This is a genomic window from Chitinophaga sedimenti (genome assembly GCF_023156195.1).
Taxonomy (GTDB): domain Bacteria; phylum Bacteroidota; class Bacteroidia; order Chitinophagales; family Chitinophagaceae; genus Chitinophaga; species Chitinophaga sedimenti.
Genome location: NZ_JAKUKA010000001.1, coordinates 3,752,290 through 3,772,521 on the forward strand (window position 1 = coordinate 3,752,290; position 20,232 = coordinate 3,772,521).

Sequence of the window (20,232 nt, forward strand, 5' to 3'; positions counted from 1 at the left end):
CTTTTTACCTTTAACCATGCACCACGCCATCGCCATCTTCCACGCCGCCATCGCAGCCGTTCAACCGCAACGGATCATACCGCAATACATCCAATGGCGAAACGGCTTATTCATCAATAATAAACCTGTGCCGCTGAAAGGCCGCCTGTTCCTCGCAGCCGCCGGTAAAGCCGCCGCTGCCATGGCATTGGAAACAGAGCGCGTGATCGGCCCGCACCTCACTGCCGGACTGGCAATCACCAAACACGAACATGGTCTGCCGTTACAGTATTGCCGCCTGATAGAAGCCGGCCACCCCCTGCCGGATGAGCACAGTGTGGAAGCCGCGGAGGCATTGCAATCCATGTTGCAAAACCTGCAGCAGGAAGATGTGGTCATCTGCCTGTTATCCGGTGGCGCATCGGCTTTGGTGACCGACCTCCCGGATAATATGGATCTGCATCAGCTGCGGGATATCTCCGATCAGTTGATTAAAAGCGGTGCGGATATACAGGAGATCAATACGATTCGTAAACACCTGTCGCGCATCAAGGGCGGCGGACTGGCCCACATCGTGTACCCGGCGCGGTTATATGTGATCGTATTATCGGATGTGGTGGGCGACCGGTTGGACGTAATCGCCTCCGGGCCGGCGGCGCCGGATACCTCTACCCTGGCCGATGCGCAGCACATTGCGCAGCAATATGGGCTACTACAGCTGCCTTTACACGAAACACCGAAACCCGGTGATCCCATCTTCACCAACGTGGAACACCTGTTAGCCGGCTCAAATGACTTGGCACTGCAAGCAGCGCAACAAAAGCGGAAGCCATGGGCTATCATGCCCATATCCTCACCGCCGCGGCTACCGGAAGTACAGAAACGTTAAGTAGCGAGCTGTTGCGAACGGCCATGGAGTACAATGGCCCACTACCCGCCTGTTTGTTAATGGGCGGCGAAAGTACCGTTATTGTAAAAGGTACGGGCAAAGGTGGCCGGAATCAGCAATTCGCGTTACAGGCGGGGCTAAAACTGCGACAGCCGAACATTACGATTCTTTCCGGCGGTACCGATGGCACAGACGGTCCCACCGATGCAGCGGGCGCAATGGTGAACATGGAAATTATGAACGAAGCCGCAGCGATGGGTAAAAATGCCCGGGAGGCATTATCCAACAACGACGCCTACACCTTTTTCGACGGTACAAAAGGGCTTATACGCACCGGTCCTACGCAAACGAACGTGATGGATATCATGCTGGCGCTGATCACAGACAGATGACCGGTTTCCTGCTTTTTCGGGGCAAGACCTTGGTATTATCAGTTTTGATCCTATTTTTGGGGTTTAAAGCCTTTTTTAAAGCGTTAAACTGTTTTTTAGCATGTTGAGAATGGAACAAACCTGGCGCTGGTTCGGCCCCAACGATCCCGTAAGCCTCGCAGATATAAGACAGGCGGGAGCGACTGGTATCGTGACCGCGCTGCACCATATCCCTAACGGAACCGTATGGACGAAAGAAGAAATAACCAAACGTAAGGACGAGATTGAAGCCGCCGGGCTTACCTGGTCGGTAGTGGAAAGCATTCCGGTACACGAGGAAATTAAAACCCAGACCGGTCGTTTTAAAGAACACATTAAAACTTACCAGCAGAGCATCCGCAACCTCGCGGCCTGCGGCATTTATACTGTTACGTACAACTTTATGCCCGTATTGGACTGGACGCGCACCGACCTCGCCTACGAGGTGGAAGATGGTTCCAAAGCGCTGCGGTTCGATAAGGCCGCCTTCATGGCTTTCGACCTGTTCATGTTACAAAGGCCGGGTGCGGAAAATGATTATCCCGAAGAGGAAATTTCCCGCGCCAAAGAACTGTTCGACAGTATGACGGACGAGGACAAAACCAAACTGCAACGCAATATCATCGCCGGCTTACCGGGTTCCGAAGAAAGCTTTACGCTCCAGGAATTCCAGCAGGCGCTCGATAAATATAAAGACATTGACGCCATCAAGTTGAAACTGCACCTCTTTTACTTCCTGCAACAGATTGTGCCGGTAGCGGAAGAAGTGGGCGTTAAACTGGCGATCCATCCGGACGATCCTCCCTTCCCGATCCTGGGCCTGCCCCGCGTGGTAAGCACCGAACAGGATGCGCGCGAGTTACTGGCAACGATCATATCGCCCGCCAACGGCCTGTGTTTCTGCACCGGTTCCTACGGCGTACGGCCCGATAACGACCTGCCGGGTATGGTAGAACGCCTGGGTGATCACATCCACTTTATCCACCTGCGCTCCACCAAACGCGATGCGCTGGGCAACTTTTACGAAGCCAACCACCTCGAAGGCGATGTGGACATGTATGCCGTGATAAAAGCCATCGTACAAACCATGCAACGCCGCGCCGTATCCATCCCGATGCGCCCGGACCATGGCCACCAGATGCTGGACGACCTGCACAAAAAGACCAACCCTGGCTACAGCGCCATCGGCCGTTTGCGCGGACTGGCAGAATTACGCGGCCTGGAACTGGGCATTGTACGCAACTTATCGAAGTAAAGAATACCGCATAAAAAGAAAGGCTGACCAGTTGATGGTCAGCCTTTCTTTTTTATTTAACCGGCAGCGACCCAGGACAAGACCTCGCGTAAGCATCTTTAGACCATTCTTCGTTCATCCTAGGTTCATCCTAGGTTCAAGCTAGGCTCAACTTAGGTACACGAACCTATCATTAACGAACGATTAACGAACAATCAACGAAGGATAAACGTAGTATGCTTAAACCATCAAAAAACCTTTCATATACTATGGCTATATCCACGAATGTATTGTTGCTGGGACTCTCCGGTTCTATTGCCGACCAGCTTACGGTGAAAAACTACAATGGCAAGGCAGTGGTCTCCAAAAAGGTGGGACCGCGCGTAAAGCCGGCTACGGAAAAGCAGGAAGACAATGAAGATTTGTTTAAAGTGGCCAACGAAGTGGTGAAGGAACGCTACGCCGATTTGCAGAAGCGCTATGAGGCGCAAATGAGGTTGAAGGTACCGCCGGGCCGGTCGTTGTACCGAGCCATGTTGAAGGAGTTTTATAAGAAAGAGGCGGCGGAGTATAAATAGTTTGCCCGATGGGATTTAGGCTGAAGTGAGTGACCAACGGCAGCCGGGGGAAGCAACCGCTGTTGGCCAAAAAAGAAGAAGCCCCGGCTAAAAAAGCCGGGGCCATAAAACACACTACGAAAACAAAACAACCTATTTCCAGAATTGATTGCCGTTCAGATGTAACAACTCCAAGCTAGAGATCGACAGCTGATATTGATATTGGATTTTAGACAATTGGGCTTCCAGTAGGGAAGTTTGCGCATTCTGCAGGTCGAGGTAAGTGATCACCCCGTTTTTGTAGCGGGACTGCGCCAGTTGCACGGCCCTGTCAGCCTGACGGAGCAACACGTCTGCTGTCTGCAGTTTTTCGCGGCTGGTCTGGATGTCGGAGTTTTGTTGAGCCACTTCCTTCATCACATTATCTTTTACGCCGGCGGTATTCCATTTGGCGGCTTCCAGTTGTTTGGAGGCGATGCTTTCCGGAGTTTGTTGCGTTTGCCATTATAGATAGGAATGGCGAGGCTTACACCAGCATTATAGTTCCATTTCGGCGTGTTCACATCCGGCAGGAAACCATTTTTAACGCCGGTACCAGCGTCCAGGTACAGTGAAGGGGTGAAATCACGTTTTACGGATTTCAGTTCCATTTCTGCTACCCTTTCTTTTTCCAGCGACGTTTTAATAGCGGCATTCTCGCTCAGTGTAGTGCTGTCGGCCATCACCTGCTGCGGGGTGGCGGGCCAGCTGAAATCGGCCTTAATACCGCTCTGATCGGCCACACCGGTGAGGTACTGCAAATTGGCTACCTGGCGTTCCAGCTGGTTGCGGTACTCAATTTTACGGTTGCGGTAGTTCTCCAGTTTCACCTGGGTGTTCAGCAGTTCAAGGTCGATCGCGTCGCCGTTTTTCAAACGTTGCTGTACAATCTTTTCAGTTTCTTCCAGCAGTTTGATATTAGCGTCCTGCACATCGATGTTATTGCGCAGGTAAGCGATGTTCAGGTATACCGCTGCCACCTGGTAAGCCAGTTGTTCTTTGGCTTCATCGGTTTGCATGCTCAGCAGGTTTTGCTGCGCCTGTGAGCGGGCTATTTCACTGCCGCTTTTACCAAAATCGAGCAGCAACTGACGGCCGCTGATGTTAGCATTCACATTTTCAGAAGGGAACGGTTGAAAGGCAGCACCGCCAAAATCCAGTTTAGGAGCGGGATACAGATGCGTATAAGACACATTGCCTTGCACCTGCGGCATGCGTTGCGTTTTAGTAAGATCCGTCTGATCGGCGGCAATACGTTGCTGTGTTTGCAGCGCCTTGATCTGTTTGTAATGCTCGAACGACTGGTTCACCAGCTGTTGCAGATCTGCCGGCGTTTGCTGCGCATGCAGTGCGGCAAAGCCAGTACCGGCAAGCATCAATATGGAAAGAAATATCTTTTTCATTTGTTTTAATCTTTAAGATCACTTGTTAGTGTGCATGTTCTGCGGCTTCTTTCATGGCGGCCGCGCTCACGCTTTTCTTTTTCACAAAAAACATGATGGGCAGGATGCACACGAAGAAAATGCCTACAATCCTGAATGCATCGAGATAAGTGAGAATGTACGCGTGTTTTTCAACGGTATTGTTGAGCATACCCCAGGCAGCTTTCATGGCGTCGATGGCGTTGACGCCTTTGGCCATTAAAGCATTGGCGTACTGGTTTACGCGTTCCATCGCCGTTGGATTGTCTGCATTTACATATGTGCGCAACTGATCGCGGTGAAGTGCGAAGTTATTGGCCACGTATGTGTTCATGTAAGCGATACCGAACGCACCGCCCAACTGGCGGAGCATGTTGTTAATCGCGATACCATGCGGCATTTCGTGCGGCTTCAATCCGGATACGGCCTGGTTGGTCAGCGGTACGCTTAATGTAGCGGAGCCTAAACCACGCAGCATCAGCGGCCAGAAGAAGAAGGCCACGCCGGCTTCGGAGCTGGCAGAAGACATCCAGAAACAGAAGATCGCGAACATCATGAAACCGGCGGTGATCAGGTATTTCGGCGGCACACCGCGTTGTATCTGTTTACCAACGATCGGCATCGCTACCGCTGCGAGCAATGCACCCGGCAGCAACGATTCGCCCGTCAGCACCGCGGTATAGCCCATTACACGCTGCATCCACACCGGGTATACGAACATCGAACAGTAAATACCCATCCCCATCACAAACGTGAGTACCGTAGTAATGGCCAGCGTCCGGTTCTTGAGTACCTTGAGGTGAATGGCCGGGTGATCCGTTGTTAACTCCCACCACAGGAAGGTGATAAACGATACGAAGGTAACGATTGTTAACACCACGATGTGTTTGGCCTGGAACCAGTCTTCCGACTGCCCTTTCTCGAGGATGTACTGCAAAGAGCCCACCCAGGTCATAAGCGTTAGAATGCCGATGTAGTCGATCTTGATGGCCTTCCGGTCGATATTGTATTCGTGTGGCTGCTTGTCAATGTAGTTAAACACGAGGAAAGCGGCGATAATACCCACGGGTACGTTGATATCGAAGATCAGCGACCAGTGGAAATTTTCCACGATATAACCACCTAAAGTGGGACCGATGGTAGGGCCGATAATTACACCCATCCCGAAAATGGCCGAAGCCGTTGGTCTTTCGCTGACTTCGAACGTATCGAAGAGGATCGACTGGGACGTAGAAAGTAAGGCGCCACCACCTATGCCCTGTATGAAGCGATATGCCACAAGTTCCCAGAGAGAGTGTGCATTACCGCACATGAAGGAGGATACCGTGAATATAATGATGGAAAAAAGTAGTAGTTCTTCCGGCCGAAATAACTGGCCAGGAAGCCTGTCATCGGGATAACGATCACGTTCGCAATTGCGTAGGCGGTCACTATCCGGGACGCATCTTCAATAGTAGCCCCAAGGTTACCACTGATCTGCGAAAGGGCCACGTTCACAATCGTAGTGTCTATCAGCTCCAGCATGGTAGCTGATATCACCGTTGCAACGATGATCCATTTTTTGAAACCTTTGGGTTTAAGTGACATACTATTAATGTTTTATAGCTACTTCTACACTGAGACCGGCGCGGAGTTTAGCCGCATATTTGTCTGCATCTTCGAGCAGGATCTTCACAGGCACGCGCTGTACGATCTTTACGAAGTTGCCGGTCGCATTATCGGGAGGCAGCAGTGAGAATTTAGCGCCGGTAGCCTGGGAAATCTCCATTACTTTACCGATCAGTTTGTCGGGGTAGCCGTCGATTTCAACCTCCGCTTCCTGGCCAAGCTGGATGTTGGGGATTTGCGTTTCCTTGAAGTTGGCAACTACATAGAAACCATTGCCATCGATCACGGTAAACAGGTTCTGACCCGCCTGTACGAACTGACCTGCTTCGATCGGCTTTTTACCGATTTTACCATTGGCAGGAGCCAGGATGTGGGTATAGGTCAGCTTGAGGGCCGCCTGGTCCACCGCCGCTTTTTTGCTGGCGAGGATAGCTTCCGCCTGTTTGATTTTGCTGGCGGCTACAGAAATGCCGGCCTTAGACAGTTCGATCTGGTCCAGGGCAGCCTGGTACGTTTTATCGTTGGTCAGGGAGTTCGCTTTGGTATCGTCGAGCTGACGGTTGGTGATGGCTTGGTCGTTAAACAAGGCCTGGTCACGGCGGAGGTCGGCGGTAGATTTATCTTTCTTAACTAAAGCTACCTGCGCATTGGTCTGCGACATTTTCAGGGTAGCGCTGGCGTTGGTCATGGATGCCTTCGCTGTTTCGAGGTCTGCTTCCGCCTGTGCGTAGTCCGCCTGGGCTTGTTGCAACGCAATTTTATACTCTTCGTCGTCAATTACCACCAGGGTATCACCTCTTTTAACGGCACCGTAATCCCGGATATTCAGGGATTTGATGTAACCGGCCACGCGGGCGATTACAGGGGCAGCATGCCCTTCGATCTGGGCGTTGTCCGTGGTTTCGTGGTGCCTGGCGTACATCCAGGTTTTAACGCCGTAAATCGCGCCAACTACCAGGATTCCGATAAATACGATGCGCATGATCAATTTCCCTTTACGGGGAGTCGCATTGTTTGCTGTTTCCATTGTGCTTAAATTTCTGTGTGTGTGTTTTGAGAACACAAAAGTAAACCTAGTTTACCAATTGGACAAACTAGTTGACTATATTTTAATTTAATTTTAATTTTGTGGTGGACAGGGCACTTCTTATGTTGCGCTGCCAAATGGTAAATAGTATATTGACAAATGATAAGGAGGAATTATGGCATCAACCCGCGATGAAAAGTTACAGGCAATGATTTCCCGGCGCAGCAAGTCGCTGATTAAGCTGGTGAGCCTGGTAAAAAAGGACATGGAGATCAAGCTCATGGAGCGCCTGCATTCGCTTGGTTATGAGAACTTTAAGATGGGCGACATGGTTTGCCTCGCGAACGTACAGCTGGATGGCACCATTAACAACGAGCTGGCTAAAAAGGCGAAGATTACCAAGCAGGCTATGAGTAAGGTCGTAAAAACCTGGAGAACGAGGGTTACATCTACACCCGTAAGCACGAAACAGACAACAGGGCATCGGTAATTTATCTCACGGACCGGGGTAAAGACACGGCGATCGCCGCATCAGAATGCATGTGGGAAGTGCAGGCCAACTATACCGAAATCATCGGTGAGGATAATGCAGAAAAACTCCGGGAAATACTGACGAAACTGTTGACCGGACTGGATATGAAACCATAACTGACACAACATTCCCGTTATTCCGCCCTTTGCTTCAACCTGTCGTTATTTTATGATAAATGCACCGTACATGCGTTGTACGGGAGGGGGATGTTTTACCCCCGCCTGCGGAAAATGAACCACCACGACAACCCACCTGCCAATAGCGATAACGCGATCGCTTCGATCCACAACCTGGTATGATGGCCCCGGGCCGGTAAAATCACCACGGGATGATGATGCCCTGCATAGGTGAGTGCCGACCAGTAATAAGGAAGATTTAATAATTGACTTCCATGATCCTGCAACAGCCAGTCGGTCTTCGCATCGTGCAGGGCCTGCAATGGGCTTTCGGAAGATGAGAGCCGTTCATAGAAACGGCCGGTAATAGCCGCCCCGGCTTCATCGTGCACATTCCAGAGCCCGGCCACAATACCGCCTGCGCCGGAAGCGGCAAACTCCCTGGCCAGGCTGATAATGCCCTCTCCCTCGGCCAACATGCCATCGCCGGTACGGCAGGCGCTCAACACCACCAGGCGCGGATGAAATTGAACGCCATATAACTCGAAAAGGAAGAATTGCCCGTCTGCCAGCTCAAGCAATGGCAGGTTGCCCTGTAACGCCGCGTGGGTACCCAGGTGCAGGACCGCGGCTTTTGGAAAACCACTGCGGAAATTAGCCAGCGAGGCCTCCTTTTCGCGGAAGAAGTCACCTTTCGCCACATTGCTCACCGCCTTAAACTCCTCTTCCACCGCGGGAATGGGCGGCCCGTTCTTCGTGCCGCGCGCAATGAAATAACCGGTTACGCCCGCCATACCACTATCCGGCTGCTGCTGTTGCTGCTGCCAGGTTTCTAAAGAGTAAGCCAGTCCGATCGGTATTTGATGCAACAAATACGGCCAGCGCGATACGTTGGGAATGTAGTGCCTGTCGGTTACCAGCGCGTCGAAAGGCAGGTAGCCCAACCAGCCATCGGGGATTACGAGGCAGCGCTTTGCCACGACCGGCTTCTGCCAAAGTTGTTGATACAGTTGATAGGCCGATTTGTAATACTGGTCCGGTGCATTCACCATGGCCTGCGGGCCATTGCGGAAATACGTGGTGACGAAATCTTTTACCTGTTGTTGCACCCGCGCGCCGCTGTCTAATCGTTGCAGGTGCTGAATGCCTTTATTATTAAAGTCGATGATAAAGATAAAACGGTTACCGGCGAAGAATTCCTTTACTGCGGTGCCTTCCGGCAAGTCTGCCAGCGGCAGCCGCTTTGCACGTTGGTAAAGCATCGGGTATTTTACTTTGATCTTATCCTGCAGGAGCGATAACTCGTAGGCGACCTCTTTTTGCTCGGGACTGCTGCTACGTCCGGCCAGCGCGGCTTCCCGCTCATAGTAGGCTATCGCCTGCTGCAATTGCCGTTGCCTCACGAGCAGCGAATCTTTGGATTGCAGGCGGCTGTATTGAAGATTTGTCCACAATTCCTCCATCAGCGTTTGCGACTTTGTCATTTCAGCTATGTCCAGTAAAGTCATGGCATATGCGTTGTCATGTGTTTGCCGGTACAAATCGAACGCCAGCTCCATCGCCGTTTCTGCACGGCCGCGGCTTTGTTGTTGATGCAACATCCGGGTAGCGCGGCTGAAAAACTCCCTTCTCAATCTTCGTTCTACCATAAACGTGCGCAGCATGTATTGCAACGCCTGCTCCTTTTGCCCCTGTTGCAATAACGCACGGGCCTTGCCCTCCAGGCCATCTATCAACATAAACTCACCATACAGGCTGGCGGAATCGGGTAACTGGCCCGCTACATACGATGGCAGTAACAAGGCTAACGCCTGGTCGAATTGCCGCATCGCCGGCGCGAACTGCGACAACTGTAAGTAACTGTTACCCGTCTTCACCATCAACCGTGCACGCTCCCGTTTGCGGCCGCGGTCCAATACCTGTAACGCCTTTTGATAAGCTGCCAGCGCTTGCTGCGGCTGGTGTTCGCTATCTGCAATATCGCCCGACACCTGGTAGGCGGAGCTTAACCAATACTTTGTGTTCTCCTCGGGACGCGCGGTCGTTAATACCTTGATGGCCTGCTGCACCTGCTGTTTCGCACTATCGGCATGATGTGTTTCGTGAAAGATGGCCGCCAGTGTGGCATGCAATAATCCTGCGATACTGCTACCCGCGGGAGCGCTTTGCAAGCCGGACCGCGCGTAACGTTTGGCCTCTTCGTACTGCTCCTGCATCTGTGCGGCTACGGCCATATTACTACAGGCGCCCGCGATAGCACGATCGTCTTTACGTTCACGGGCAATGCGCAGGCTTTTATCATGAATGAACTGTGCACGTTCATAATCGCCTAACCGGGTGTAATTATTACCCAGCGGCATGAGGATAAACTCGGCCACGTCCGTGCCCGGCAGCGGATCGTCATAATAGTAACGGTACGCGGTTTCGTAAGCCTGTATAGAAGGAATGATGTGGCCGGTGTAAAGTTGATAATACCCCTGGTAAGTATGCAGATCGAGCCAGGCGAGGCGTTCGTCGGGATTACGCGGCGTACGCCAGGCGGCCGATTGCGTGGCCATGAGGAAAGGCAGGCGTTGAGCGGGTTGTTTTACGGCGTAATCCATACGGGCGTAAAGCCATTCTTCCAGGTTATCCTGTTGTTGAAAGTCTGCCAGCTGTCGTTGCAAGGCAAGGCTGTCCTGCCCCGATACCGGGAAAGCATACACGCAGCAAAGCAGCAACAACAGATGACGGATATACATGTATTAATCTTTAACCCGCCGGGCGGCAATGGTTAAAGATAACTAAAATCTCCATGTAGCATACAGGAACAAGTATTGGTGCGTGCCTTCGAAATAATAGTAATACCGCGCACCAAAAGCCGGTCCCACCCGCGCCAAACCGAGGTTGATATCCGCGAAAGCCGCACCGTTATGTGCTTCGAACTTTCGTTTCGTCGCCGGCGCATCATATTGTGCCTCCACCGTTTTGGGATCGTTTACCCCGGATTCACGCAGGGTGGCCACCTTACGCTCATACTCACTGGAAGTGGTCGTTATGCTCCAGGAAGCACCAGCGCCTACGCCTACAAAACGGTTCAGATTATAACGGAGGTGTAGCGGTACTACATCCAGCAATGTGGCGGATTTAACCGTGTAATAGCGATCGCCCGTAGCCACGTAACGGCGCTGGTTCACCACCGTATCGTACTGGCGGTTATCCGAACGGGTGGGGATCGTTTGTTGTTGCCGGACATTAAAATAAATCTCCGGCTGAAAATAAGGCCGGTAGGGTGAGTATTGTGAAACAGCGACGCCGAGCACCATATCCTTCGTTTGCCGGCTCACACTATCCTTCGCGTAACCAATTCTATATCCGGCCATCCCGATAAGCGATATCCCCGGCAGCCAGCGGCCCACCGAGCGGTTGGTGATCACGGGTTTATTGCGGTCGAATATGATGCTGGCCTGACTCTTAAACGGCAGCTTTTTTAATTCTTTCTGAAAACGGATACGGTACCTGATAAAGCCTTTGGTAGAATCCGCGTCGTTTACGCCTTCCTGCTGCATGCCGGGCAGGTAAATATTGCGGAATACGAAGAACACACTATCTCGGCGGATAATCGTATCGAGGCAACTCTGTCCCTCATACGCGCTATCGCACATCACACATTTGGGCGAGTAGTCTACGATCTCTATCGTTTCGGAATTTAACCGTGAAGGCACGGTAATACCCACCTGCACCCGTTTCGCCGGCCCTTTACCGGTATTCTGGAACTGCACATTGTAGGTTAACTCTTTACTTTTTCTGATGAAGCGATAGTTGAGCAGCTTGTTGCGCAGGCGCATCCTGTTAGGATCGTGCGAAGCAACGATCTGCATTTCCATATCGAATTTCTCCGGGGAAGCGCAATATCGTCGGGTACAAAAATGGCGCTGATCGTGACCGTTGCATTTGTATCCTTAATCATTTCCGGCGTAGTGCGTAAGGTGAGGAAGAGAAACTGCTCCTGCCCTTTCTCCAGTTCCTCAAAACGCCAGGCGGCCTGCTCCCGGAACAGCGCCTGCGTTTGCGACAACATGGTTGTAAATTCCGTTTTGCGTGCGGGATCGGCTAATATATTCGCTGCGGGGCCATTCACGGCATACACTTCCTGCTGCTCCAGTTCTGCCGCCGGCAACATAGCTAACAGCGAATCCATACCGGTCTTTTTCTCGCGGTGATGGGTACGCGCATCTTCCAGTTTAAAATTATCGCGCTTAAATTCCTTTTCATTATAAAAGACCAGCAGCGAGCCGCTCGCTTTTGCCACCTTACTTTCCAGCGGATTACGATATCCGAGGATAGCCACCATATCTTCACCCGGACGTGGCATGCGGTTGATCTTCATTTCCACTACCCCGCCGTTTTTAAAGAAGCCCGATCCATTACCGGCATCGGCGACCATGCCCTTGGTTTTCACCTTCACCCGACGGGGTTTGCTGGTCGGCGGCCTTCCGTCATCATAGTTATTCGTGGCCCACAGGCGCAGGTGATAGTCGCCGGTATCTTTATAATAGTGAATGGGATCTTTTTCAAAGCTGAAGGTACCATCGCCAAACTCCCAGTAATAGGTATAAAACGGCGCGGGCGCACCTGCTATCTTCCTCAAAGGACGCAGTGTTGCTTTCATACTGGCTTTATTATCCACCTGTTCCACGTCAATTTTCGCGGGCAGCGTATCCGAAGGTAATTGCGCACGCACCTGCTGCACGCAGCTCAAGGATATGAAGAGGGATAGTATACGGAGGTACGACATACTGCCGGGGATTTTGAGTTAAAATAATACATTTCCGCGAAATAATCCTACTGCCGGAAAAAGGGAAACACCGGCGCATGGCCGGTTTCCCTTTATTTATTACCCTGTGACTATGTTAATTACTGGCCTTTCCCTAATCATATTCAATCCCAGCAGCAACATAATGCAACTGAAAAAAGTAAATCCTATCAGTTCCATATGCGAGAATGTTTGTTACAGGATCATATCAATGGTTGCGGGGAAATGTTACCCCCTTTTTATAAAAAGGTTTATCTATCTTCGCCGGATAGATTTTGGCCGATGTCAGTTCCCAAAACAATACACGAAGATCAGCATTACCTGCAGGCGCTCGTTGACAACGACACACTGGTAATAGGCGAGATTTACCGGCGGTTTTCCCCGCGGGTAAGGCAGTTTATTGAGCAGAACAATGGTTCCGCCGATGATGCGGCGGATATTTTCCAGGAGGCGCTGGTAGACATTTACAACCAGGTACGCTTTAAAGACCTCGTCCTCACTTGTCCTTTTGAACCTTTTTTATTGTTGATATGTAAAAGAAAATGGCTGAACGAGCTAAAGAAAAAAGGCCGTAAGGGGGTAACAATTGATATAGACGAGCAATTTAATATTGGCGAAGATACTTTCCGCCAGGCAGAACTTTCCTGGACCGAAGGCGAAAAAGCAAAACTGTTCCGTACCATGTTCCTTAAACTGGGCGAGCGCTGTCAGCAAATCATCAGCCTGTCGCTGAGCGATAAATCGCAGGAAGAAGTAGCCGCTTTGCTGGGAGTAACGTACGGTTACCTGCGCAAAAAGAAATCGGAGTGCATGGCCACGCTCATTGCTTCCGTTAACGACAATCTCTCTAAATGGGGACTGAAATGAATGCTTTAGATCACGAACTGATAGACCTTTATTTAGCCGGCGAAATGGACGGTGAAGCACTGCAGCAGTTCGAACAACGGCTGTCGAGCGAACCTTCATTGCGCAAAGCCTCGGATACACAGCGCGAGCTGATTGTATCGCTGCGCCGCGACCTGTACCCCGATGCCAACCAGGCCGCTTTCCTGCGCACGCTGGAAAAACACCGTCACGATATTACGCACATCCCGCACATGAAAGCGCAGCGTGTACCCGGTTGGGTTATTGCAGCAGCTTCTGTTGCGGCCATCATTGCGGGCACGTTATTCCTTTCGCCCTGGCAGAAAAATCTATATAAAGAATTTGTTTCCATCAGCATGAACGCTCCCGTAGAACGTGGCGCCAACGAGCGCGCCGAACTACAGGAAGCCGCAGCCCTGTTCAACGACAGTGAATACGCGGCCGCCATCCCCTGCTGGACCGTGCACTGGCAGCAGACTCCACCGATGCGTATGCCCGCTTCTACCGCGGCGTTTCGTTACTCGAAATCAATAAAATAAAAGAGGCACGCATCGATCTGAAACAGATATACGAAGGCAACTCACTGTTCAAGTATGATGGTGCGTTTTACATGGCGCTCACCTACCTGAAAAGCGACGACAAAGTGCAATGCCGCACCTGGCTGAACAAAATACCCGCGGACGCGGCTAATTACCAGCGGGCGCAGCACCTCCCGGAGGCGCTGTAGGCTTGCCGGGCCAGGTAAAGTTTAAGCGCTGCAGCCCACGTTGCACGTCGGGTTCGCGCATAAACAGTTTCCATAACAAGCCACTGCGGTAGTTTTCGATCATCACGACAATAGGTCCCTGGTCAATAGCGAGGTATTGATTATCGTACCAATTATGGGTTTCGGAAAAGGCATCGTAGAAGCCGTAGGTGCCCCATATCTTTCCCCTAAATCATAGTAAAAGTGTTTTAAGGCCTCCATGGAATATTCGGGTGTGTAAGGAAAGGCCGATAAGGCGGCCGTGGGTGTAATAACCCCAAGGTCATTGGTAGGCGAATGCGCATTGTAAAACTCATGGTTATCGCTGGCCGTGAGCCCCCAGCAGTTAGCGCCGTAGCCTTTATACTTCTTCGGGTTCTCGATACAGTACTGGCGGTTAATCAACGTATGATTCACATTCTGCTCCCAATAATCTGCATACTGATCTTTTAACCCACGAGGGTCCAGCCCGAGGAAAGAGTAATGGGTAAAGAACAGCGGCCCGCCATAATCGAATCCCAGCGGCAGTTTAATACCGTAAAACGAGCGACCGTTATAAAAGAAATTACTCATGGCCCAGCCACGATGATACGCATGCGGCGATATCGCGAAGTTGGGTGATGAGGCCGCGAGCACATAGGCAATCAGGCATTCGTTGTAGCCTTTGATCTGGTGATTCATGGCCCAGCCGTTATTGGGCGACCAGTGCCAGTACAATACTTCCTGTCCGTCGCGGGTATACCAGTTCCATTCCGCATCATTCCACAGCCAGGTGATACGGCTGCGGAGTTCTTCTTCCTTCGGTGTTTTACGGTCAAAGTATTGCCGTACGGTTAACAATCCACGGAACATAAACGCACTTTCCACCACATCGCCGCCGTCATCTTTACGGCCAAAAGGAATTGTTTGGCCTGTAGCGCCGTTCATCCAGTGCGGCCAGATGCCGTGATAATGGTTCGCCTTCTCCGGGAACTTCACGATTTTCAGGAGCCTGTCCAGCCCCTGCTCCCGTGTAATAAACTTACGTTCTATGCCCACGAGAATAGCCATCACCCCGAAGCCGGAACCGCCGATGGTCACCACTTCCGGGGTGGGCGTACGTTCGGGCGCCAGTCCGGATACGGGATGCGCGAACTTCCAGAAGTAATCGAAGGTGCGTTGCTGTACCAGCGTGAGTAATGCGGAATCGCTTAACGTGGCGGGCCGTTTCTGTGCGAAAACATGCAGGCTGCACAACAAGCCCATGCAGATCAAAATATACCTGTTCATATCTTTTAGGTTGATAAAATGGCCGCACCGTGGCCGGCGCAGCCATTTCAATATAACAAAGCCAAATCAATTATACCCGTTATTCTGTCCCAGCCGGTTACCACTCAGCTCGCGCTGATCTTCGGGAATGGGAAACAGTTCATGTTTACCGTCCTGGAATGCCTTGCCGGCAGCGCGCATGATTACACCCGCGCGGCCCTGGCGTACAATGTCAAAGAAACGATCGCACTCCATCGCCAGTTCTACCCGGCGTTCGTCCCATATTTTTGTACGCAGCGTCGCCTGTGTGCCGGTGAAATTACCCAGCCCCGCACGCCGCCGCACCATGTTCAGTTTATTCTGCGCTTCGGCGATATTGCCTAACTCATTGGCCGCTTCGGCATAAATAAGCAATACATCGCTGTACCGCAGCACCCGGTGGTTTTTAGGCATGCGGTCCGGCACACCGCAATAGGGCTCCTGAGTGCGACTGTGATATGCTTTATAGTTGTAACGGTCGTTCTCCACCGAATCGCGCCCGGGAATGCGGAAGCCGTCCCACAACACCGTACCACCTGCCGGTACGGTAATGATCGTTGCCGCGGCGCGTTTGTCGCCCACCTCGTATGCAGCAACCAGATTAGCCGATGGATTATTGAAACCGAAGCCGAGGTCCGTCCACCCGCGTTTTCCACCCGCACGCGGGCCCTGGCACACAGAATAGATATTGATCGCGGCGTTACAGGCAGCGTTAACGCCGGTTTGCACTTCAAATAACGATTCGGAAGAATTAGCGCCGGCTACCCGCCAGATGTTAGCGTAGTTAGACAAGGTATCGTACAAGCCGGAATTGATCACCGCCTGCGACATATCGAACGCGCCCTGCCAGTTTTTACGATAGAGGTACACTTTCGCCAGCAGCCCCTGTGCAGCGCCTTTCGTTGCACGACCTACCTGCGTAGCGCCTTTCAGCGGCAGGTTGTTCACGGCAAACGTGAGGTCTTCTATGATCATATTGTAAATCGTATCTACCGAAGCCCGCGTCTGGAACTGATCAGAATTGGCTTCATCTGCATTCGGCACGCGATCTATTTTAGGTACGCCGCCAAAAAAACGCACGAGATTGAAATAGAAATGCGCCCGCAGGAAACGTACTTCGCCGAGCAGGGCGTTCTTTTTCGCATCATCGAGCGGACTTAAAGGAATTTTATCCAATGCCTGGTTAGCACGTGCAATGGCCTGGTAGTGACCCTTCCACACATTGCTCACTACGCCGTTGCGGGAATCGAGCGTAAAATTATCAATATCCTTCGCGGCCTGGTAATCATCCGGCGTGCTGCCTTTATCCGCGTTATCAGAGGCAATTTCCGTCATGATAATAAACTGGAAGCTGTTGATATCGGGTTCGAATCCGCCTATCCACATAATGTTATACACCCCGTTCACGAGGTCCTGTGCGGCATTGGGATTGTTCCTGATCTCTTCCTCCGTAACCGCTCCCTGCGGCGCAATGTTCAGGAATTTTTTACCACAACCGGTAGCGAGAGCGGCCAGCGTCAGCGTATATAGTGTAAGTCGAAAGTTCCTTTTCATGATCATGGGTTTTAAAATGTAACATTTACGCCGAATGCATACGTCCTGGTAGTGGGATATGCGTTTAACTCAATACCTGATTCGAGCGGACTGCCGGGCAACTCCGGACTGAAGCCGCTGAAACGTTTCAGGGTAAACAAATTCTGCGAGGTGAGGTAAAAACAGGTTGCTCATACGCATGCGTTCCAGCGTGGCTTTCGGCAACGTGTAACCGATGGTCAGGTTATTCAACCTGAAAAAACTACCGGACTCCACGAAGTAATCCGATGCGGGCGTATTGCCTTCTATCAGCCGCGGATCACTGTTGGAAGGCCTGTCGGCCCGCCAGCGATGATCAGCGTAATCGGATTCAATATTATCCGTTACCTGGTAGCGGAACGCTTTTTTACCATTGTACACCTTGTTGCCGGCATTACCGTAGAAGTCTGCCGAAAAATCCCAGCTCTGATAATTAAACCCAAGATTAATACCATAATACATTTTAGGCTGGTAAGAACCTACGAAATACTTATCTGCCGAAGTGATCGAGCCATCACCATCTTTATCCCTGTACTTGAGATCACCGGGCTGGGCGTTCGGCTGTATCACTATGCCATCTTTATTCTTGTAGTTATCTATTTCTTCCTGGGTCTGGAAGATGCCATCGGTGCGGTATACGTAGAAGCTGCCGATCGGCTCACCATTATCAGTAAGGGTGGTAGACCCCTGCTGTCCTACACCACCGCGTGGCAGCGGCTGGCCGGCATTAAGCCCCGTTACTTTATTCTTATTAAAGGTGATATTACCGCCGATCGTATAACTCACATCTTCGCTGATATTATCTTTCCACTGCGCGGTAAACTCCCAGCCTTTGTTGGTAAAGGAGCCTGCATTCGTTACATACTCATTATCAGGATCACCGAGAATGCCGGGCAGTTTTACGAGCACCAGCGCATCGATGGTACGTTTGTCGTAGTAGTTGATCTCACCGGTGAGGCGGCGGCCCAGGGTGGAGAACTCCAGCCCGAAGTCATATTCTTCGGTAGTTTCCCAACGCAGGTTGGCGTTTTTAATATCACTGATGGCGGAACCGAGTACGAGACCATTGTCGAACACATATGGTACACCGGTATTGGCGGTAACGATGTAGGAATTGGACGCAATATTATCGTTACCAATACGGCCCCAGCTGGCGCGGAGTTTCAGGAAGTCGAACGCGCCTTTATCTTTCATAAAAGATTCTTCGGACAACACCCAGCCCAAACCTGCGGCCGGGAACCAGCCTACGCGGTTATTCTCCGGGAACCGCGAAGATGCATCGCGGCGGATGGAAGCAGATACTAAATATCTGTCCGCAAAAGCATAATTAACACGCCCTAACACCGACGCACGCGCATATTTGTCACCGCCACCGTTATTGGTGGAAGTATTGGGATCGCCGGTGACGAGGTACCACTGATCGCGCGTGGGCGGTACGCCCCGACGCACCCCTTCTACATAATCGCTGCTGTATTTCTGGGCCGTATAGCCGCCCAGCAGTGTAAGGCGATGCTTGCCGAACAACTCCTCATATGTGGCCGTATTATCCCACAACCAGTTTGTCACATTCTCCTTTCGCCCGGTGAGGGTGCTGAGGTCGTTGCGCTGGTTACCACCGGTTTCTATAAAAGTGACGGCATCATTCAGATAAGCATAATTATACACGCGCCGGGTGTAAAAGCTCTGGTCTACACTAAAGGCAGAGCGCAGCTTCAGCGATTTGATCGGCGAGTATTCCAGGTAAGCCGTACCCTGCAAACGTGTTTCGGCGGCGCGGTTATTCACCTTATCAATATTAAGAATGGGATTACCCACATTGCCAAACGCGGAGGTGTTACCATACTTGCCATCTACCTTACCAGGCACCACCGGTGCGGCGCGATAGGCGTTGTTGAAGATGGCGCCGTTATCAATGGTATCGGAGTTGGCGCGCATAAAGGAAAACTGCGTACCAAATTTCAATTCTTTAGTAAGATTGAATTCGTTATTCGAGCGGATCGAAAAGCGGTCGTATTTGTTGCCGATCACGATACCTTCATCGTAGAGGTAGCCGACGTTGAAGTAGTAAGTCATTTTTTCACTGCCGCCGCCCACGCTGATGTTGTGACTATGTTGCAGCGCATTGCGGAGCACCTCATCAAACCAATCTGTGTTGGTATTGCCGGAGGGAATAACCGTACCGGGCGACACCTCTGTTAAAAAGCCGGTGTACTGCGACCTGTTCGCCATCTTCACCAGGTTGGACGCCTGGCGGAAACCTATGTTGCCCGCGTAACTCACTTCCATTTTACCCGAGCGGCCTTTCTTCGTAGTGATAATAATTACGCCATTGGCAGCGCGCACCCCGTAAATAGCGGAGGCGGCCGCATCCTTCAGTACATCCATCGATACGATATCGCTGGTACTGATGTTGCGGATATCGCTGGTAAAAACGCCATCTACCACGTACAGCGGTTCCGCGCCTGCGAGCATACTTCCCGTACCGCGTATGCGTACCAACGGTTGCGAACCGGGGCCGCCATAGTTGATGATTTGCACACCAGCCAACTTACCTTGTGCTCCCTGCGTGGCCGTCAACACAGGTTGTTTAGCCAGTTCCTTCCCCTGGATATTGGCTACGGAGCCCGTCAGGTCTTTTTACGCTGGGTGCCATAGCCCACGACAACTACCTGTTCCAGCTGACTGGAAGATACTTTGAGCGTAACATTGATTTCGGTTTGTGTGCCTACGGCGATCTCCTGCGGATCGTAGCCGAGATAAGTGATGGCGAGAACGGCCGTGCTGCCCGGAACGGTCAGCGTATACGTGCCATCTGCCCCGGTGACTGTGCCGGTGTTGGTGTCTTTAACCCTTACGGTAACGCCTACCAGCGGCGTGCCGTCCGTGTCCACCACACGGCCTTTCACAGGTACGGACTGCGCCGTACCGACTACTGAAAGGTGTAGCAACAGCAATAGCAGCAGGGTACAAACGGAGTGTTTTGTTGTAACATTGAAGTGCATAACGATCGATTTATCGCGTTTAAAGAAAAAACTGCGTAGTAGGGGTATGGGGAAATATAAGACGTGAAGCGCGCGGAACGGATGCGCAGCAGTGTTCTATTGCCGGTCTTTCTTCGGGTAAATTGGAGTCATTTGTTTTTGGGTACTGCCGTTTT

16 protein-coding genes and 2 pseudogenes are annotated in these 20,232 nt (G+C 51.6%); 7 read left to right on the forward strand and 11 right to left on the reverse strand.

All coding sequences use genetic code 11. The features are described from left to right. Window positions 1–16: 16 nt before the first annotated feature. The 4 genes from MKQ70_RS21425 to MKQ70_RS21440 all read left to right on the forward strand — a co-directional run bounded on the left by MKQ70_RS21425 (window position 17) and on the right by MKQ70_RS21440 (window position 3,090). Window positions 17–868 carry a glycerate kinase type-2 family protein gene (locus MKQ70_RS21425; protein ID WP_248074248.1) on the forward strand — a complete coding sequence of 284 codons (852 nt, stop codon included), beginning with the start codon at window positions 17–19 and terminating at the stop codon, window positions 866–868. Further along, the gene (locus MKQ70_RS21430; protein ID WP_248074249.1) at window positions 811–1,260 is read left to right on the forward strand and encodes an MOFRL family protein; all 450 of its coding nucleotides are present in this window, start codon (window positions 811–813) and stop codon (window positions 1,258–1,260) included. The genes MKQ70_RS21425 and MKQ70_RS21430 overlap by 58 nt, the downstream gene beginning before the upstream one ends. A 100-nt stretch (window positions 1,261–1,360) precedes the next feature. Next, window positions 1,361–2,533 carry a mannonate dehydratase gene (uxuA, locus tag MKQ70_RS21435; RefSeq protein ID WP_248074251.1) on the forward strand — a complete coding sequence of 391 codons (1,173 nt, stop codon included), beginning with the start codon at window positions 1,361–1,363 and terminating at the stop codon, window positions 2,531–2,533. Window positions 2,534–2,781: 248 nt separating this feature from the next. Then, complete coding sequence (locus MKQ70_RS21440) at window positions 2,782–3,090, forward strand: hypothetical protein (protein WP_248074252.1); 309 nt, start codon at window positions 2,782–2,784, stop codon at window positions 3,088–3,090. A gap of 132 nt (window positions 3,091–3,222) precedes the next feature. Here the strand turns inward: MKQ70_RS21440 and MKQ70_RS21445 are convergent, their stop codons facing one another. Genes MKQ70_RS21445 through MKQ70_RS21465 form a run of 5 tightly spaced genes read right to left on the reverse strand, consistent with a single transcriptional unit; the run spans window position 3,223 to window position 7,164 of the window. Next, window positions 3,223–3,486, reverse strand: coding sequence for a TolC family protein (locus MKQ70_RS21445; protein ID WP_248074254.1), 264 nt, complete (start codon window positions 3,484–3,486; stop codon window positions 3,223–3,225). Between the two features lie 11 nt (window positions 3,487–3,497). Continuing rightward, window positions 3,498–4,511, reverse strand: a complete 1,014-nt coding sequence (locus MKQ70_RS21450) for a TolC family protein (protein ID WP_248074255.1) — start codon at window positions 4,509–4,511, stop codon at window positions 3,498–3,500. 25 nt (window positions 4,512–4,536) lie between these two features. Beyond that, window positions 4,537–5,841, reverse strand: a complete 1,305-nt coding sequence (locus MKQ70_RS21455) for a DHA2 family efflux MFS transporter permease subunit (RefSeq protein WP_248074257.1) — start codon at window positions 5,839–5,841, stop codon at window positions 4,537–4,539. Next, entirely contained in the window at window positions 5,781–6,116 is a 336-nt protein-coding gene (locus MKQ70_RS21460; protein WP_248074258.1) for a hypothetical protein, read from the reverse strand. Before MKQ70_RS21460 ends, MKQ70_RS21455 begins: the two co-directional genes overlap by 61 nt. Window positions 6,117–6,120: 4 nt before the next feature. Continuing rightward, window positions 6,121–7,164 carry an HlyD family secretion protein gene (locus MKQ70_RS21465; RefSeq protein ID WP_248074259.1) on the reverse strand — a complete coding sequence of 348 codons (1,044 nt, stop codon included), beginning with the start codon at window positions 7,162–7,164 and terminating at the stop codon, window positions 6,121–6,123. 175 nt (window positions 7,165–7,339) lie between these two features. On the opposite strand from MKQ70_RS21465, the gene MKQ70_RS21470 reads away from it, so the two are divergent. Next, complete coding sequence (locus MKQ70_RS21470; RefSeq protein ID WP_248074260.1) at window positions 7,340–7,654, forward strand: hypothetical protein; 315 nt, start codon at window positions 7,340–7,342, stop codon at window positions 7,652–7,654. A 253-nt stretch (window positions 7,655–7,907) separates the two neighbouring features. Here MKQ70_RS21470 and MKQ70_RS21475 read toward each other — a convergent pair whose 3' ends face one another. Next, the gene (locus MKQ70_RS21475) at window positions 7,908–10,553 is read right to left on the reverse strand and encodes a CHAT domain-containing protein (protein ID WP_248074261.1); all 2,646 of its coding nucleotides are present in this window, start codon (window positions 10,551–10,553) and stop codon (window positions 7,908–7,910) included. Between the two features lie 42 nt (window positions 10,554–10,595). Then, window positions 10,596–12,589 (reverse strand): annotated as a pseudogene (locus tag MKQ70_RS43305) (PKD domain-containing protein). Window positions 12,590–12,889: 300 nt separating this feature from the next. Here MKQ70_RS43305 and MKQ70_RS21490 point away from each other — a divergent pair. Together MKQ70_RS21490 and MKQ70_RS21495 are read left to right on the forward strand one after the other, a co-directional pair. Then, window positions 12,890–13,474, forward strand: coding sequence for an RNA polymerase sigma factor (locus MKQ70_RS21490; RefSeq protein ID WP_248074264.1), 585 nt, complete (start codon window positions 12,890–12,892; stop codon window positions 13,472–13,474). Beyond that, window positions 13,471–14,010, forward strand: coding sequence for an anti-sigma factor (locus MKQ70_RS21495; RefSeq protein WP_248074266.1), 540 nt, complete (start codon window positions 13,471–13,473; stop codon window positions 14,008–14,010). Before MKQ70_RS21490 ends, MKQ70_RS21495 begins: the two co-directional genes overlap by 4 nt. Window positions 14,011–14,157: 147 nt before the next feature. Here the strand turns inward: MKQ70_RS21495 and MKQ70_RS41365 are convergent. The 4 genes and pseudogenes from MKQ70_RS41365 to MKQ70_RS21520 all read right to left on the reverse strand — a co-directional run bounded on the left by MKQ70_RS41365 (window position 14,158) and on the right by MKQ70_RS21520 (window position 20,077). Beyond that, a pseudogene (locus MKQ70_RS41365) lies at window positions 14,158–15,485 on the reverse strand (glucoamylase family protein). Between the two features lie 66 nt (window positions 15,486–15,551). Then, complete coding sequence (locus MKQ70_RS21510; protein ID WP_248074269.1) at window positions 15,552–17,057, reverse strand: RagB/SusD family nutrient uptake outer membrane protein; 1,506 nt, start codon at window positions 17,055–17,057, stop codon at window positions 15,552–15,554. 69 nt (window positions 17,058–17,126) lie between these two features. Beyond that, on the reverse strand, window positions 17,127–19,655 hold the full coding sequence (locus tag MKQ70_RS21515; RefSeq protein ID WP_248074272.1) for a SusC/RagA family TonB-linked outer membrane protein: 2,529 nt from the start codon (window positions 19,653–19,655) through the stop codon (window positions 17,127–17,129). Between the two features lie 47 nt (window positions 19,656–19,702). After that, window positions 19,703–20,077, reverse strand: a complete 375-nt coding sequence (locus tag MKQ70_RS21520; protein WP_248074274.1) for a carboxypeptidase-like regulatory domain-containing protein — start codon at window positions 20,075–20,077, stop codon at window positions 19,703–19,705. Window positions 20,078–20,232 lie beyond the last annotated feature (155 nt).

What these genes read in the sequence shown, in the direction of transcription:
- MKQ70_RS21425 (WP_248074248.1), top strand. Translation starts at nt 17, where the DNA reads ATGCACCACGCCATCGCCATCTTCCACGCCGCCATCGCAGCCGTTCAA.
- MKQ70_RS21430 (WP_248074249.1), top strand. Translation starts at nt 811, where the DNA reads ATGGGCTATCATGCCCATATCCTCACCGCCGCGGCTACCGGAAGTACA.
- uxuA (WP_248074251.1), top strand. Translation starts at nt 1,361, where the DNA reads ATGTTGAGAATGGAACAAACCTGGCGCTGGTTCGGCCCCAACGATCCC.
- MKQ70_RS21440 (WP_248074252.1), top strand. Translation starts at nt 2,782, where the DNA reads ATGGCTATATCCACGAATGTATTGTTGCTGGGACTCTCCGGTTCTATT.
- MKQ70_RS21445 (WP_248074254.1), bottom strand. Translation starts at nt 3,486, where the DNA reads ATGAAGGAAGTGGCTCAACAAAACTCCGACATCCAGACCAGCCGCGAA.
- MKQ70_RS21450 (WP_248074255.1), bottom strand. Translation starts at nt 4,511, where the DNA reads ATGAAAAAGATATTTCTTTCCATATTGATGCTTGCCGGTACTGGCTTT.
- MKQ70_RS21455 (WP_248074257.1), bottom strand. Translation starts at nt 5,841, where the DNA reads ATGTGCGGTAATGCACACTCTCTCTGGGAACTTGTGGCATATCGCTTC.
- MKQ70_RS21460 (WP_248074258.1), bottom strand. Translation starts at nt 6,116, where the DNA reads ATGTCACTTAAACCCAAAGGTTTCAAAAAATGGATCATCGTTGCAACG.
- MKQ70_RS21465 (WP_248074259.1), bottom strand. Translation starts at nt 7,164, where the DNA reads ATGGAAACAGCAAACAATGCGACTCCCCGTAAAGGGAAATTGATCATG.
- MKQ70_RS21470 (WP_248074260.1), top strand. Translation starts at nt 7,340, where the DNA reads ATGGCATCAACCCGCGATGAAAAGTTACAGGCAATGATTTCCCGGCGC.
- MKQ70_RS21475 (WP_248074261.1), bottom strand. Translation starts at nt 10,553, where the DNA reads ATGTATATCCGTCATCTGTTGTTGCTGCTTTGCTGCGTGTATGCTTTC.
- MKQ70_RS21490 (WP_248074264.1), top strand. Translation starts at nt 12,890, where the DNA reads ATGTCAGTTCCCAAAACAATACACGAAGATCAGCATTACCTGCAGGCG.
- MKQ70_RS21495 (WP_248074266.1), top strand. Translation starts at nt 13,471, where the DNA reads ATGAATGCTTTAGATCACGAACTGATAGACCTTTATTTAGCCGGCGAA.
- MKQ70_RS21510 (WP_248074269.1), bottom strand. Translation starts at nt 17,057, where the DNA reads ATGAAAAGGAACTTTCGACTTACACTATATACGCTGACGCTGGCCGCT.
- MKQ70_RS21520 (WP_248074274.1), bottom strand. Translation starts at nt 20,077, where the DNA reads ATGCACTTCAATGTTACAACAAAACACTCCGTTTGTACCCTGCTGCTA.